Origin of the sequence: Enterobacter wuhouensis, from assembly GCF_004331265.1 — a bacterium.
Taxonomy (GTDB): domain Bacteria; phylum Pseudomonadota; class Gammaproteobacteria; order Enterobacterales; family Enterobacteriaceae; genus Enterobacter; species Enterobacter wuhouensis.
Genome location: NZ_SJOO01000008.1, coordinates 61,381 through 76,840 on the forward strand (window position 1 = coordinate 61,381; position 15,460 = coordinate 76,840).

Annotated in this window: 15 protein-coding genes; 10 read left to right on the forward strand and 5 right to left on the reverse strand. The window is 58.7% G+C overall.

The genetic code is table 11. The annotated features are described in order from the left end of the window. Positions 1–27 precede the first annotated feature (27 nt). Positions 28–600, reverse strand: coding sequence for a DedA family protein (locus E0L20_RS17085; RefSeq protein ID WP_131634991.1), 573 nt, complete (start codon positions 598–600; stop codon positions 28–30). Between the two features lie 157 nt (positions 601–757). Here E0L20_RS17085 and E0L20_RS17090 point away from each other — a divergent pair, with 157 nt between their 5' ends. After that, complete coding sequence (locus tag E0L20_RS17090; RefSeq protein WP_131634992.1) at positions 758–1,345, forward strand: Yip1 family protein; 588 nt, start codon at positions 758–760, stop codon at positions 1,343–1,345. A gap of 166 nt (positions 1,346–1,511) precedes the next feature. Then, complete coding sequence (pbpG, locus tag E0L20_RS17095; protein ID WP_131634993.1) at positions 1,512–2,435, forward strand: D-alanyl-D-alanine endopeptidase; 924 nt, start codon at positions 1,512–1,514, stop codon at positions 2,433–2,435. A gap of 96 nt (positions 2,436–2,531) precedes the next feature. Here pbpG and E0L20_RS17100 read toward each other — a convergent pair whose 3' ends face one another. Together E0L20_RS17100 and dld are read right to left on the reverse strand one after the other, a co-directional pair. Continuing rightward, the gene (locus E0L20_RS17100) at positions 2,532–3,086 is read right to left on the reverse strand and encodes a GNAT family N-acetyltransferase (RefSeq protein ID WP_131634994.1); all 555 of its coding nucleotides are present in this window, start codon (positions 3,084–3,086) and stop codon (positions 2,532–2,534) included. Positions 3,087–3,198: 112 nt separating this feature from the next. Then, complete coding sequence (gene dld, locus E0L20_RS17105; protein ID WP_131634995.1) at positions 3,199–4,947, reverse strand: D-lactate dehydrogenase; 1,749 nt, start codon at positions 4,945–4,947, stop codon at positions 3,199–3,201. Between the two features lie 190 nt (positions 4,948–5,137). Between dld and bglX the strand changes: the two genes are divergently transcribed. From bglX to E0L20_RS17130, 5 genes are all read left to right on the forward strand, one after another. After that, positions 5,138–7,435 carry a beta-glucosidase BglX gene (bglX, locus tag E0L20_RS17110; RefSeq protein WP_131634996.1) on the forward strand — a complete coding sequence of 766 codons (2,298 nt, stop codon included), beginning with the start codon at positions 5,138–5,140 and terminating at the stop codon, positions 7,433–7,435. A 146-nt stretch (positions 7,436–7,581) separates the two neighbouring features. Beyond that, positions 7,582–8,499 carry a glycine betaine ABC transporter substrate-binding protein OsmF gene (gene osmF / locus E0L20_RS17115; RefSeq protein WP_131634997.1) on the forward strand — a complete coding sequence of 306 codons (918 nt, stop codon included), beginning with the start codon at positions 7,582–7,584 and terminating at the stop codon, positions 8,497–8,499. 12 nt (positions 8,500–8,511) lie between these two features. After that, complete coding sequence (locus E0L20_RS17120) at positions 8,512–9,669, forward strand: ABC transporter permease (protein WP_131634998.1); 1,158 nt, start codon at positions 8,512–8,514, stop codon at positions 9,667–9,669. Beyond that, on the forward strand, positions 9,662–10,612 hold the full coding sequence (locus E0L20_RS17125; protein WP_131634999.1) for an ABC transporter ATP-binding protein: 951 nt from the start codon (positions 9,662–9,664) through the stop codon (positions 10,610–10,612). The genes E0L20_RS17120 and E0L20_RS17125 overlap by 8 nt, the downstream gene beginning before the upstream one ends. Continuing rightward, complete coding sequence (locus E0L20_RS17130) at positions 10,596–11,333, forward strand: ABC transporter permease (RefSeq protein WP_131635000.1); 738 nt, start codon at positions 10,596–10,598, stop codon at positions 11,331–11,333. The genes E0L20_RS17125 and E0L20_RS17130 overlap by 17 nt, the downstream gene beginning before the upstream one ends. Here the strand turns inward: E0L20_RS17130 and E0L20_RS17135 are convergent. Further along, positions 11,308–11,421, reverse strand: a complete 114-nt coding sequence (locus E0L20_RS17135) for a protein YohO (protein WP_010433613.1) — start codon at positions 11,419–11,421, stop codon at positions 11,308–11,310. The two genes, E0L20_RS17130 and E0L20_RS17135, sit on opposite strands and share 26 nt — an antisense overlap. 69 nt (positions 11,422–11,490) lie before the next feature. Continuing rightward, positions 11,491–12,231, reverse strand: a complete 741-nt coding sequence (mlrA, locus tag E0L20_RS17140) for an HTH-type transcriptional regulator MlrA (RefSeq protein ID WP_131635001.1) — start codon at positions 12,229–12,231, stop codon at positions 11,491–11,493. A gap of 217 nt (positions 12,232–12,448) precedes the next feature. Between mlrA and E0L20_RS17145 the strand changes: the two genes are divergently transcribed. Genes E0L20_RS17145 through E0L20_RS17155 form a run of 3 tightly spaced genes read left to right on the forward strand, consistent with a single transcriptional unit; the run spans position 12,449 to position 15,365 of the window. Next, positions 12,449–14,134, forward strand: a complete 1,686-nt coding sequence (locus E0L20_RS17145) for a sensor histidine kinase (protein ID WP_131635002.1) — start codon at positions 12,449–12,451, stop codon at positions 14,132–14,134. Beyond that, positions 14,128–14,847: a two-component system response regulator BtsR gene (btsR, locus tag E0L20_RS17150; protein WP_131635003.1), complete on the forward strand. Its 720-nt coding sequence runs from the start codon at positions 14,128–14,130 to the stop codon at positions 14,845–14,847. Before E0L20_RS17145 ends, btsR begins: the two co-directional genes overlap by 7 nt. A 47-nt stretch (positions 14,848–14,894) precedes the next feature. Next, positions 14,895–15,365, forward strand: coding sequence for a YehS family protein (locus E0L20_RS17155; protein WP_006176388.1), 471 nt, complete (start codon positions 14,895–14,897; stop codon positions 15,363–15,365). The last annotated feature ends 95 nt before the right edge of the window (positions 15,366–15,460 follow it).

Genomic DNA, 15,460 nt, shown 5'->3' on the forward strand with positions numbered 1-15,460 from the left:
TTAGGGTGAGGGGGCATCAGGCCGCACTCACTCCTCATCCCGCCTCTTCTCCCGATGCCGCATCCACAGCCGCACGCCAATCACCGCCACGACCACCAGAATCAGCCACGCCCAGTGCTTAATATGCTGATCGAGATTATGCAGCCACGGACCAATCACCTCGCCGCCCACGTAGCCGAGGGTCGTAAAGATCAGCGCCCAGGCGATCGCGCCCAGAATATTCAGCGGCAGGAAGATTTTAGGCGGCAAACGGCTGGCGCCGATCAGAATCGGCCCGATGATGCGAAAGCCGTACATAAAGCGGGTGCCTATGACGAACAGATAGGGATGGTGCTGAATTAGCCGCTGCGCGCGCTTAATTTTCTTCTGGTGCTTTGCGAAACGCTTGAGCAGCGTTGGCCCAAAGCGCAGCCCGAGAAAGTAGAGCAGCTGATCGCCAATCATGCCGCCCAGCGCGACGGCGGCCACCACCAGCGGGAATTTCAGCAGCCCCTGATGCGCCGCGACGCCCCCCAGCAGGGTGATCGTTTCGCCCTCAGCCACGCTGCCAACCACCAGCGCGGCGTATCCATATTGTTCAATAAGTCCGTTGATATCCATTACGTCTCTGTTTTCTCCCTGTGCAAGCCTCCGTTAATCATATACCCCATGAATCAACCGCGCGGCAATCAACGGAAATTTCCCACTGTATAGAAAATAATCTACAGCCTGCATTATACTTAGGGTATCGCTGACGGGCCGACAACAAGGGGGCGCTATGAACCATGTCTGGGGACTCTTCTCCCATCCCGATCGTGAAATGCACGTAATCAGAAGCGAGAACGAAACGGTCGCGCATCACTACACGCACCATGTGCTGCTCATGGCAGCGGTGCCGGTGATCTGCGCATTCATCGGTACAACACAAATCGGCTGGAACTTCGGTGATGGTAACGTGGTTCAGCTCTCCTGGTTTACGGGTTTATACCTTGCCATTCTGTTTTACGGCGTCATGCTCGCCGGGGTGGCGGTGATGGGACGGGTTATCTACTGGATGGCGCGTAACTATCCGCAGCGCCCGTCGCTCGCCCACTGTATGATTTTCGCCGGATATGTCGCGACCCCGCTGTTTTTAAGCGGTATTGTCGCGCTCTATCCACTGGTCTGGCTGTGCGCGCTGATCGGTACGGTTGCGCTCTTTTACACCGGATATCTGCTGTATCTGGGCGTGCCCACCTTCCTGAATATCAATAAAGAAGAGGGCCTGAGCTTCTCCAGCTCAACGCTCGCCATCGGCGTGCTGGTCCTGGAGGCGCTACTGGCGCTGACGGTTATTCTTTGGGGTTATGGATACCGTCTGTTCTAAGCTCACTGCATTGCTGGCGTAAATGCCAGCAATGCAGCATCTGTTCACGATTCTCCGCTGGCGACAACGTACGGTGCCCGCTATGATGCCGAAGCCAGCCTGCGTTTATCCGTCGATGCAGGCGGTGTACGTATTACGTGCGTGAATAATTATCAGAAGTCTCACCATGCTGAAATTCCGAGTTTCAATACTTAGCCTTGCGCTTATCCTGGGGGCATCCGCTGCCGCACCCGTGATGGCCAAAACGCCCGCCGTGACCACCGCCGCTGCGCAGCCGCAGATTGCGTCCGGCAGCGCGATGATTGTCGATCTGAATACCAACAAGGTGATCTACGCCAGCCATCCCGATCTGGTGCGTCCGATCGCCTCGATAACCAAATTAATGACCGCGATGGTGGTGCTTGATGCACGTCTGCCGCTGGATGAAAAGCTGAAGGTCGATATCAGCCACACGCCGGAGATGAAGGGGATCTACTCTCGCGTGCGCCTGAACAGCGAAATCAGCCGTAAGAATATGCTGCTGCTGGCGCTGATGTCCTCCGAGAACCGCGCGGCGGCGAGCCTGGCGCACCATTATCCGGGCGGCTATGATGCCTTTATTCGGGCGATGAACGCCAAAGCCAAATCGCTGGGGATGACCAACACGCATTACGTCGAGCCGACGGGGCTGTCGATTCATAACGTCTCAACGGCGCGCGACCTGACAAAGATGCTGATTGCCAGCAAGCAGTACCCGCTGATTGGTCAGCTGAGCACCACGCGTGAGGACATGGCGACCTTCTCAAATCCGCCGTACACGCTGCCGTTCCGCAATACCAACCATCTGGTGTATCGCGAGAACTGGAATATTCAGTTAACCAAAACCGGTTTTACCAACGCGGCGGGGCACTGCCTGGTGATGCGCACCGTGTTCAACGGTAAGCCGGTGGCGCTGGTGGTGATGGATGCCTTCGGCAAATACACCCACTTTGCGGATGCGAGCCGCCTGCGTACGTGGATTGAGACCGGGAAGGTGCAGCCCGTTCCGGCCGCCGCGTTGACGTATAAAAAGCAGAAAGCGGAACAGATGGCGACGGCGCAGAACGATTAGGTAAATGCAAAACGGTAACCCAGGTTACCGTTTTTTATGTTTTCTCCCTCTCCCGTGGGAGAGGGGCGGGGTGAGGGCACCAGACCGCATCGCGTTTTACTCCGGCAGCGTCCAGTCACCGTCGTTGAGCGGGCGCTGCATTATCAACGTATCCCGCCAGTCGCCTTTTTTGTACCCGACGCTTCGCAGCTGACCCACGACTTCAAAACCGTGCTTCTTGTGCAGGCGCAGCGAACCCGAGTTATTGTTACCGTCACCGACCACCGCAATCATCTGCCGCCACGGGCCCTGCTCGCAGCGTGCGATCAGCGCGCTCAGCAGCGTTGAGCCAAACCCGCGGCCCGTAGTGCTGGCATCCACGTAGATAGATTCTTCCAGCGTATAGCGATAAGCCTGTCGAGGACGATACGGCGTGGCATAGCAGTAGCCAACAACGATGCCGCGATACAGCGCCACCAGCCACGGCATGCCGCCGTCGGTCACGCTTTTTATGCGCTTGCGCATCTCGTCAACGGTGGGGGGCACTTCTTCGAAAGAGGCGCGTCCGTGAAGCACATGCCACGCGTAGATGGCCGAGATAGCATGCGCATCGTCGGGAAGCGCATCGCGCACTTCCACTTCGGTTTCGGATAAAACATCAATAGCCGACATGATGTGCCTGCTCCTCGTCATGGAAAGTCAGAGAAACGTTTCTCTGGCAACAGGCACTTAATCTAGTACGTTTGAGGCGTGCTTAACAATCTCTTAAATTTGGCTGTAGGAATTAATCAGCAGCTTGCGTATTGTGCTGCTCCGATTCCTCGCTCTCTTTCCAGTATTTCTTCCGCGTGGTCTTGCCAATGCCGGGATTCATACTGTTTGTAGGGTCATTCTCGCGATAAAACGCCTTAAGCGTTTCGGGCGCTTTATACAGATGTCCCACGTTATGTTCCGCAGGGTACTGCGCGCCGCGCTCGCTGAGCAGGGCCAGCATCTGCTCTTTCAGCGCGTGGGCATCAACGCCTTTCTTAACGATGTAATCCTGGTGGAAGACGTAACACATAAAGTGGCCGTAATAGAGCTTGTGCACCAGCTTGCTGTCGATCTCAGGCGGCAGGTGTTCAAACCACTCGGTGTCGTTACGGCGCAGGGCAATATCCAGCGCCAGAATATCTTCCACCTCTTCAGAATGAACGGCCTGATAGCGAATGGCCGCGCCCGCCGCGGCGAAACGGTGCAGGAAGGCTTTGCTGCCCTCTTCAGGCGTACAGGCAAAGAAATCACCCTCAGCCGTCCTGAAGTACTCGGTCAGCCAGGCCTGCGCTTCGGCAATGCCGTCACCGGCCATTTTCAGCAGCAGGTGGTGTTCGTACCTATCGCGCCAGGTTTTCATCCGCTCCGGTAAGTGCGCCGGAAAAACGTTGCCCAGCTTCTGCATGAAGCGGTCGGTGAAGTGCGGCTTGAACAGCGACACCTTATCGAGCATCGCATCCGTGCGCCCCTTCATGGTGAAGAAGAACGGCATTTTATCGGTGCCGAGCTTGTCGATCATCAGGAAGGTGTCTTTCCCGTAGCGCTCGGCGATGTCGTAAATATCCCGGTGCATGTACTCGCCCGCCACCGGCAGGTGGGTAAATTCCCCCAGAATATGACGGCGGATTTCGGTTAGCACCTCCGGCTGGTTGGTGCCGATGTAAAACACCTGCTGCTTTTTCTCCGCCGGGAAGGTATCCAGACGCACCGCGAAGACGGCCAGCTTGCCCGCGCAGCCGGAGGATTCAAACAGGCGATCCGGGTCGGCGTTATAGCGCGCCGGGGTATCCGCGTCGATATCGCGCACGCGGGTCACGTAGTCGTGGTCATGCGCGTGGCGGCCATCGTGCTGAACGTCTTCATCCTTCACGCGATCGTCGTCGAGCTTGCTGAGGATCTGCTCCGGCGTCACGCCGAGATCGATACCCAGATGGTTCACCAGCGTCAGCTTGCCGTTTTCATCGATACGCGCAAACAGCGACATCTCGGTGTAGGCCGGGCCGCGCTGCACCAGCGAGCCGCCGGAGTTATTGCAAATCCCGCCAACCACCGAGGCGCCAATGCACGACGAGCCGATCACCGAATGCGGTTCGCGTCCCAGCGGCTTAAGCGCTTTTTCGAGCGTGTAGAGCGTGGTGCCCGGGAAGGCCAGCACCTGTTCGCCTTTGTCCAGCAGGTGAAGCTTGTCGAGGCGCAGGGTGCTGATAATCACGATGTCGCGATCGTAGTCATTACCGTTCGGCGTGGAGCCTTCGGTCAGGCCGGTATTGGCGGCCTGCATTAAAATAATCTTATCGGCGGCGACGCAGGCGCTCAGCACGCGCCACAGCTCCAGCAGCGTGCCGGGGAAGACCACCGCCAGCGCATCGCCCTGGCCGGAACGGAAGCCCTTGCGGTAGCGCGCCGTTTTGGCCGGGTCGGTAAGCAGGTGAGAGTGACCAACCAGGCGCGACAGTTCGTTAATAAAAGTATTGTTATCGTCAGTTCGAACAGAAGACATCTTCCACTCCTTGTGGTGGGGCAAATTTCTCGCTGTAAAGCATAGCGCGATTAACCGTTAAGCGGTCGAGTATTCACGAGAAAAATCAGAGAATAACCCTGCAACGTTCAGAGGGTTTGTGGCACACTGCGCTTTTCGCACGGTATGGCCGGGTGCTTCCCGCGGTTATTGATGAGAGAGTAAAAACGACATGAAATGGCTATGTTCTGTAGGTGTCGCCGTCAGCCTGGCACTGCAGCCTGCGCTGGCAGAAGAATTGTTTGGAAATCATCCGCTCACGCCTGAAGCCCGCGACGCGTTCGTCACGGATTTGCTCAAGAAGATGACGGTCGATGAGAAAATCGGCCAGCTGCGTCTAATCAGCGTCGGCCCGGACAACCCGAAAGAGGCCATCCGTGAGATGATCAAAGAGAGCCAGGTGGGGGCGATTTTTAACACCGTCACCCGCCAGGATATCCGCAAAATGCAGGATCAGGCGATGGAGCTCAGCCGCCTGAAAATTCCGCTGTTCTTCGCTTACGACGTGCTGCACGGCCAGCGCACCGTTTTCCCGATTAGCCTCGGCTTAGCGTCCTCCTTTAACCTCGACGCGGTGAAAACCGTTGGGCGCGTGTCCGCCTATGAAGCGGCAGATGACGGCCTGAATATGACCTGGGCGCCGATGGTGGACGTCTCCCGCGATCCGCGCTGGGGCCGCGCGTCGGAAGGCTTTGGTGAAGATACCTATTTAACGGCCACAATGGGTAAAACCATGGTGGAAGCGATGCAGGGCAAAAGCCCGGCGGATCGCTACTCGGTGATGACCAGCGTCAAGCACTTCGCCGCGTATGGCGCGGTTGAAGGCGGTAAAGAGTACAACACCGTGGACATGAGCCCGCAGCGCCTGTTCAACGACTACATGCCGCCGTACAAGGCGGGGCTGGACGCGGGCAGCGGCGCGGTGATGGTGGCGCTTAACTCGCTGAACGGCACGCCGGCTACCTCCGATTCCTGGCTGCTGAAAGACGTGCTGCGCGACCAGTGGGGCTTTAAGGGCATCACCGTTTCCGATCACGGCGCGATTAAAGAGCTGATCAAGCACGGTACGGCGTCCGATCCGGAAGACGCGGTGCGCGTGGCGCTCAAGTCCGGCATCAACATGAGCATGAGCGACGAGTACTACAGCAAGTACCTGCCGGGGCTGGTGAAGAACGGCAAGGTGACGATGGCGGAGCTGGACGATGCCGCGCGCCACGTGCTGAACGTGAAATACGACATGGGGCTGTTTAACGATCCGTACAGCCATCTGGGCCCGAAAGATTCTGACCCGGCTGACACCAATGCCGAAAGCCGTCTGCACCGCAAAGAGGCGCGTGAAGTGGCGCGCGAAAGCCTGGTGCTGCTGAAAAACCGCCTCGACACGCTGCCGCTGAAAAAATCCGGCACCATCGCCGTGGTGGGGCCGCTGGCCGACAGCAAGCGCGACGTGATGGGAAGCTGGTCAGCCGCGGGCGTGGCCGATCAGTCCGTCACCGTGCTGACCGGGATTAAGAGCGCCGTGGGTGAGAATGCAAAAGTGGTGTACGCCAAAGGGGCGAACGTCACCGACGACAAAGACATCGTTACCTTCCTCAACCAGTACGAGGAAGCGGTGAAGGTCGATCCGCGCACGCCGAAAGAGATGATCGACGAAGCGGTGAACGCGGCGAAGCAGTCCGACGTGGTTGTCGCGGTCGTGGGCGAAGCGCAGGGTATGGCGCACGAAGCCTCCAGCCGCACCGACATCACCATCCCGCAGAGCCAGCGCGATCTGATCGCCGCCCTCAAGGCGACGGGCAAGCCGCTGGTGCTGGTGCTGATGAACGGTCGCCCGCTGGCGCTGGTGAAGGAAGATCAGCAGGCTGACGCCATTCTGGAAACCTGGTTCGCCGGTACCGAAGGCGGTAACGCCATTGCCGACGTGCTCTTTGGCGACTACAACCCGTCGGGCAAGCTGCCGATGTCCTTCCCGCGCTCCGTCGGGCAGATCCCGGTCTACTACAGCCACCTGAACACCGGTCGCCCGTACAACGCCGACAAGCCGAACAAGTACACGTCCCGCTACTTCGACGAAGCCAACGGCCCGCTGTATCCGTTTGGTTACGGTCTCAGCTACACCACCTTTAAGGTTTCAGACGTGAAGATGTCGGCGCCAACGATGAAGCGTGACGGCAAGGTCACCGCCAGCGTGGACGTGACCAATACCGGCAAGCGCGACGGTGCGACGGTGATTCAGATGTACATTCAGGACGTCACCGCCTCCATGAGCCGCCCGGTGAAGCAGCTGCGCGGTTTCGATAAGGTCAGCCTCAAGCCCGGCGAAACCAAAACCGTCAGCTTCCCGATCGACGTCGACGCGCTGAAGTTCTGGAACCAGCAGATGAAATATGATGCGGAACCGGGCAAGTTTAACGTCTTCATCGGCGTGGACTCCGCCCGCGTAAATCAAGGCGAGTTCGAACTGCAGTAACCTTTCCCTCCTTTGCATCCCCCGTTCTGCGGGGGATGCGTCTTACCTTATGCTAAAAAGGCATTTTGACGGTTAATTCGGCCGTTTTAAGCTACGCTTTTCTCTCAAGCCTCTGAAAAAGGCGATAAAAAAATGAGGACAGTGGAATGACGATTCAAAAGGGGTTGGTGGTCTCTGCGGCGTTACTGGCGGCGCTAAGCCTGCCGCTACAGGCTGCGGAGCCGGTAAAGGTGGGTTCGAAGATTGATACCGAGGGGGCGCTGCTCGGCAATATTATCCTGCAGGTGCTGGACAGCCACGGCGTGAAAACCGTCAATAAAGTCCAGCTCGGCACCACGCCCGTCGTGCGCGGCGCGATCACCTCCGGCGAGCTGGATATTTATCCGGAATACACCGGCAACGGCGCGTTCTTCTTCAAACAAGAAAACGATCCGGCATGGAAAAACGCCAAAGCGGGCTATGAGAAGGTCAAAAAGCTGGATGCGGAGCAGAACAAGCTGGTCTGGCTGACGCCGGCCCCGGCCAACAACACCTGGACCATCGCGGTACGCAAAGATATTGCGGAGAAGGGAAAATTGACCTCGCTTGCGGATCTCAGCCGCTATCTGAAAGAGAAGGGCGACTTTAAGCTCGCTGCGTCCGCGGAGTTTATCGAGCGTCCTGACGCGCTCCCGGCGTTCGAAAAAGCGTACGACTTCAAGCTCGACCAGGCGCAGCTGCTTTCGCTGGCGGGCGGGGACACTGCGGTGACCATCAAGGCGGCGGCGCAGCAAACCTCTGGCGTTAACGCGGCCATGGCCTACGGTACCGACGGCCCGGTGGCGGCGCTCGGTCTGCAAACCCTGACCGACCCGAAAGGCGTCCAGCCGATTTACGCCCCGACCCCGGTGGTGCGCGAAGCGGTGCTGAAAGCCTACCCGGAGATTGCCGACTGGCTTAAACCGGTCTTCGAAAAGCTGGATGAAAAAACGCTGCAGCAGCTGAACGCCAGCATTGCCGTTGAGGGGCTGGACGCCAAAAAAGTGGCCGCCGATTTCCTGAAGCAGCAAGGGCTTGTGAAGTAACGGGACAGGGCTGTGCCAATAAAATGTCATAACCGCGTGCTGCTGCTGTTGGCCTGCATCGCCATCGCAGCGGTCGCGCTACCTTTCGTGAACGTCGCGCCCAACCGCCTTATGTCGGGGGAGGGGCGCGCTGTCTGGCAGATCTGGCCGTATACGCCCGTGCTGTTGGCTGCCGCGCTCGGCGTGCCTGTTGCGCTGTCGTTCTGGCCTGCGCGCAGGGCGCAGTGGCTGACGCTTATCCTCTGTGAAGCGTTGTTCATCGTGCTGGTCTGGAGCGCGGGGCTGGCGGCGGCCCAGATGGTGTCCGTTGAAAGCCCCCTCGCGCGGACCTCCGTTGGCAGCGGGCTTTGGCTGTGGCTGGCGCTGTGTCTGCTGGCCTGCAGCGATATTATTCGCCGACTTGTGCCAAAGCCCGTCTGGCGCTGGCTGCTGAATGCGCAAATCTGGATTATTCCCCTGTGGCTGCTCTTTAGCGGTGAACTGAATCAACTTTCGTTGTTGAAAGAGTACGCCAACCGTCAGGAGGTGTTTAACGACGCGCTGGCGCAGCATTTGACGATCCTGCTCGGCACGCTTTTCCCGGCGCTGCTGGTCGGCGTGCCGCTGGGCATGTGGTGCTACCGCCATCCCGCGCGTCAGGGCAGTATTTTTGCCGTGCTCAACGTGATCCAGACGGTGCCTTCCGTTGCCCTGTTTGGCCTGCTGATTGCGCCGCTGGCCGGTCTGGTGAAGTCATTTCCCGCGCTGGGGGTGATAGGGATCGCCGGGACCGGGCTCACGCCCGCGCTCATCGCACTGATGCTGTACGCGCTATTGCCGCTGGTGCGCGGCGTAGTGGCGGGCTTAAGCCAGGTTTCGCCCGATGTGCTTGAAAGCGCCCATGCGATGGGGATGAGCGCCCGACAGTGCTTCTGGAAAATACAGCTGCCGCTTGCGCTACCGCTGCTGGTGCGCAGCCTGCGCGTGGTGACGGTGCAAACCGTGGGCATGGCGGTAATTGCGGCGCTCATCGGCGCGGGCGGCTTCGGTGCGCTGGTGTTCCAGGGGCTGCTGAGCAGCGCGCTGGATTTGGTGTTGTTGGGCGTCATTCCTACCATTGCGCTGGCGGTGGTGCTGGATGCGCTGTTTGCCCTGTGGCTCGCGCTGCTCAGGAGAAGAGCCAATGATTGAATTTCACGATGTCAGTAAAACTTTTGCGGGCCGTCCGGCGGCGAGCAACCTGAACCTGCATTTTGCGGAAGGGGCGTTCTCGGTGCTGATCGGGACGTCGGGATCGGGAAAATCCACCACCCTGAAGATGATCAACCGGCTGGTGGAACACGACAGCGGCCTAATCCGCTTCGCCGGGGAGGAGATCCGCAGCCTGCCGGTGCTCGAACTGCGTCGGCGTATGGGGTACGCCATACAGTCCATCGGCCTGTTTCCTCACTGGACGGTGGCGCAGAATATCGCCACCGTGCTGCAGCTCGAAAACTGGTCGCGGGCAAAAATTAACGAGCGCGTGGATGAACTGATGGCGCTGCTCGGCTTAGAACCCGCTCTGCGCGATCGTTTTCCGCACCAGCTTTCCGGCGGACAGCAGCAGCGCGTGGGGGTCGCACGGGCGCTGGCGGCTAATCCGCAGGTGTTGCTGATGGATGAACCCTTTGGTGCGCTCGACCCGGTCACGCGCGGGGCGCTGCAGGTTGAGATGACCCGCATTCATCGCATTCTCGGGCGCACGATTATTCTTGTTACGCACGACATCGATGAGGCGCTACGCCTGGCCGACCATCTGGTGTTGATGGATCATGGCGAAGTGGTGCAGCAGGGCACGCCGCTGGAGCTGCTGACGCAGCCGGAGAACGACTTTGTGCGCGAGTTTTTTGGCCGCAGCGAGCTGGGCGTCAGGCTGCTTTCCCTGCGAACCGTCAGCGACTACATGCGCCGTGAGGACATGCCGGTGGGCGGCGAACCGCTGCAGGCGCAGATGACCCTGCGGGATGCGCTTTCCGCGTTTGTGGCGCGTCAGTGTGAGGTGCTGCCCGTTTCGGATGCCCAGGGCGCACCCTGCGGCACGCTGCATTTTCGCGATTTGCTGGCTGGGGAGGTGGCGCGTGAAGGCAGTGCGTGATCCGTTGCTCTGGCTGGTAGGGCTTTTCCTGGCGCTGCTGTTTTTGATGCCGCACAGCGCGACGCTCTTTAGCTCGCTGTTCCCCGGTCTGCCGAGGCCGGTGTACCAGCAGGAAAGCTTCATTAACCTCGCCCTGGCGCACGCCTGGCTGGTGGCGATCTCAAGCGTGATTGCCATTGTGTTGGGCGTAGGGGCGGGTATAGCGGTCACGCGATCCTGGGGCCGGGAGTTTCGCCCGCTGGTGGAGACGATTGCGGCGATCGGTCAGACGTTCCCGCCCGTGGCGGTGCTGGCCATCGCCGTACCGGTGATGGGATTTGGTCAGCAGCCGGCCATTATTGCGCTGATTTTATATGGCGTACTGCCGATCCTTCAGGGCACGCTAGCCGGGCTTGCGGCAGTGCCTGCGTCGGTGCTGAGCGTCGCCGAAGGAATGGGGATGAGCAGCGGGCAGCGGCTGCGCAAGGTTGAGCTGCCGCTCGCGGCGCCGGTTATCATCGCGGGGATCAGAACGTCGGTGATTATCAATATCGGGACCGCGACGATTGCGTCGACGGTAGGCGCCAACACGCTGGGAACGCCGATTATTATCGGCCTAAGCGGATTTAATACGGCCTATATTATTCAGGGAGCGGTACTGGTGGCGCTGGCAGCAATCGTGGTCGATCGCGTCTTCGAGCGTTTTGCGCTGTACCTCAGCCGACACCGCCGCGAACGATAAACGAATAGCCTGCAAGCATCACGCCACCGATACCGCTTACGGCCATCAGAACAAATAAGGTAATTACGGCCAGTTTGGTTGCCTTCATCATGTGCTCCTGTTGTTAACGGAACAATTATACGGTGAAGCGCAGCTGTTAATGAACCATTAAATGCCGTTACAGCTCATTTGGCCCAAGCGGGTAAACGGGATAGCCGTGCTCGCGCCATTCGGTCAGGAGCTGCTGCTGCGAGGCCGTGGGCACTTCCCCACACCACACCAGCAGGGTCTGGCCGTCAAAAAATTCAGGGCGGAGCTGAGCCAGCGAATGGGCGAGGACGTCAACGCGCCAGCCCTGCTGGGTGGCGATCCAGGCTTCCAGCCAGAGGCGGGTGGTGTCGTGAACGTTCCAGCCGACAACCAGCGCGTCTTTTCCGCTTTTACTTCTCGCCGAGGCAAGACAGACGGCAATGTAATTGATCAGTACGCCATCCAGCATGCTGAGCAGCGCCTGCAGAGTGGACTGCTGGCACTGTAAGCGTCGACGCAGCGGAATAAAAAGGTTTGTGATGAGGGTTTGCGCGGGGTGGTCGCGCCCTTGCTCTTTAATCCACGCGCGAAGCCGCTGCAGATTACCTGCCTGAAGGAGCCGCAGCAGCGTTTCCTGCTGTTCGCGCCAGAGGCGCAGCGTGTCGGGATCGTCCTGGCTGAGCAGCGACTTTACTTTACCGACCTGTACGCCGTTGTCGATCCAGCTTTTGATCTCGCGGATTCGATCGATGTCCGCATCATTAAAAAGACGATGCCCGCCGTCGGTTCTCTGCGGTTTGAGTAATCCGTATCGTCGCTGCCACGCCCGTAGCGTAACGGGATTGATATCACAAAGGAGTGCCACTTCGCCTATCGTGTAAAGCGCCATATTCGCCCCCTGGCTTACGCGTCCCCAGCTTAACTGTAGACCCAGTTTGTCGAACCAGGAAGAAATGGTTGTTTTTTGCACAAATAATGCGAAGCACGGATGACGTTCGGCAAAAGGTGTGATGGCGGACACGATTTACAGCTTTTTTGGACAGCTTCAAAGAAAGTTAACCGTCATCAGTGTATGTTACGCGTTTTTAGAATGTGCGGTTGTTAGTATGTACGAGTTTAATCTGGTGCTGTTGCTGCTTCAGCAGATGTGCGTGTTCCTTGTCATCGCCTGGTTGATGAGTAAAACGCGCCTGTTCATCCCGCTGATGCAGGTCACCGTCCGCTTGCCGCACAAGCTGCTCTGCTACGTTACCTTCTCTATTTTTTGCATCATGGGGACCTACTTTGGCCTCCATATCGAAGACTCTATTGCCAATACGCGCGCCATCGGCGCGGTGATGGGCGGGCTGCTGGGCGGTCCCGTCGTCGGTGGCCTTGTCGGGTTAACCGGGGGTCTGCATCGCTATTCGATGGGCGGCATGACGGCGCTGAGCTGTATGATCTCCACCATCGTTGAAGGGCTGCTCGGCGGGCTGGTCCATAGCTATATGGTCAAGCGCGGTCGCCCGGATAAGGTCTTTAGCCCGCTGACCGCGGGGGCCATTACCTTCGTGGCGGAAATGGCGCAGATGGCGATTATCCTGCTGATTGCCCGCCCGTTTGAAGATGCGCTGCACCTTGTCAGCAGCATTGCCGCGCCGATGATGGTGACCAACACGGTGGGCGCGGCGCTGTTCATGCGTATTCTGCTCGACAAGCGCGCCATGTTTGAGAAGTACACCTCCGCATTTTCCGCTACGGCCCTGAAGGTCGCGGCTTCGACCGAGGGCATTCTGCGCCAGGGATTTAACGAAGAGAACAGCATGAAGGTGGCGCAGGTGCTCTATAAGGAGCTGGATATCGGCGCCGTCGCCATTACCGATCGCGAGAAGCTGCTGGCCTTTACCGGTACGGGGGACGATCACCATCTGCCGGGCAAACCGATCTCCTCAACCTATACCCTGCGCGCCATAGAGACCGGCGAGGTGGTGTACGCCGACGGTAACGAAGTGCCGTACCGCTGCTCGCTGCATCCGCAGTGTAAGCTCGGCTCCACGCTGGTCATTCCCCTGCGCGGTGAAAACCAGCGGGTGATGGGAACGATCAAGCTCTACGAAGCGAAAAACCGCCTGTTCAGCTCGATCAACCGCACGCTGGGGGAGGGGATTGCCCAGCTGCTGTCCGCGCAAATCCTCGCCGGGCAGTATGAGCGCCAGAAAGCGCTGCTGACGCAGTCTGAGATCAAACTCCTGCACGCCCAGGTGAATCCGCATTTCCTGTTTAACGCGCTCAATACGCTGAAGGCGGTGATCCGCCGCGACAGCGATCAGGCCGCGCAGCTGGTGCAGTTTCTGTCGACCTTTTTCCGCAAGAACCTCAAGCGCCCGTCGGAGATTGTCACCCTGGCGGACGAAATTGAGCACGTGAACGCCTATCTGCAAATTGAGCAGGCGCGCTTTCAGTCGCGGCTGCAGGTGTCGCTCTCCATCCCGGATGAACTGGCGTACCAGCATCTTCCGGCCTTTACCCTGCAGCCTATCGTGGAAAACGCCATCAAGCACGGCACCTCGCAGCTGCTGGGGACAGGGGAGATCGCGATTTCCGCCAGCCGCTTTAACCATCACCTGGTGCTGGATATAGAAGACAATGCCGGGCTTTACGTTGCTTCCGCGTCGGGCGGATTAGGCATGAGCCTGGTGGATAAGCGCCTGCGCGCGCACTTTGGCGATGGGTGTGGTATTACCGTCGCCTGTGAGCCAGACCGCTTTACCCGTATTACCTTACGACTGCCGCTGGAGGAAAACGCATGCTGAGAGTGCTGATTGTGGATGATGAGCCGTTAGCACGGGAAAACCTGCGCGTGCTGCTGCAGGAGCAGAGTGATATTGAGGTGGTGGGCGAGTGTGCAAACGCCATTGAAGCGATTGGCGCGGTGCATAAGCTGCGCCCGGACGTGCTTTTTCTGGATATCCAGATGCCGCGCATCAGCGGCCTGGAGATGGTCGGGATGCTTGACCCGGAACATCGCCCCTATATCGTGTTTTTGACGGCGTTTGATGAATACGCCGTGAAGGCGTTTGAAGAGCACGCGTTTGACTATCTGCTAAAGCCGATCGAAGAAAAACGTCTTGAAAAGACGCTGACGCGTTTACGCCAGGAGCGTACCGTCCAGGACGTTACCCTGCTGCCGGAAAACCAGCAGCCGCTGAAGTTTATCCCCTGCACCGGGCACAGCCGCATTTATCTCCTGCAGATGGATGACGTGGCCTTTGTCAGCAGCCGTCTGAGCGGGGTGTACGTCACCAGCGCGGAGGGAAACGAAGGGTTTACCGAGCTGACCCTGCGCACGCTGGAGAGCCGAACGCCGCTGATCCGCTGCCACCGCCAGTATCTGGTGAACATGGCGCACCTGAAGGAGATCCGCCTGGAGGATAACGGCCAGGCCGAGCTGGTGCTGCGTGCCGGGCAAACGGTACCCGTCAGCCGTCGCTATCTGAAGAGTTTGAAAGAGGCGATTGGCCTGTAAAACTGGTACACTGCGCGCCATTGCAACATCGACAGTTAAAGGCACTCATGATTAGTAATGACATTCTTCGTAGCCTGCGCTACACCCTGAAAGCAAACAATAACGACATGGTGCGCATTCTTGCGTTGTCCGATATGGAAGCCACGTCTGCAGGTTTCGATACCTGGATGACCAAAGAAGATGAAGAGGGCTTTGTTCGCTGCCCGGATATTATCCTTTCTGGCTTCCTGAACGGCCTTATCTACGATAAGCGCGGCAAAGATGAGTCTGCGCCAGAGCTGGCGCTTGAGCGTCGCGTGAACAACAACACGGTGCTGAAAAAGCTGCGCATCGCGTTCTCGCTGAAAACGGACGATATTGTGGCGATCATGACGGAGCAAAAATACCGCGTATCCGTGCCGGAAGTGACCGCCATGATGCGCGCGCCGGATCATAAAAACTACCGCGAGTGCGGGGATCAGTTTCTGCGTAATTTCCTGCGCGGGCTGACCCACCGGGTGCATCATCCGAAGGCGTGATTTGCCCAGCGGCGCTGCGCTTGCAGGGCCTACGGGTTTTGTAGGCCGGGTAAGGCGAAGCCGCCACCCGGCAAAAAAAAGCCGGATAAGAATCC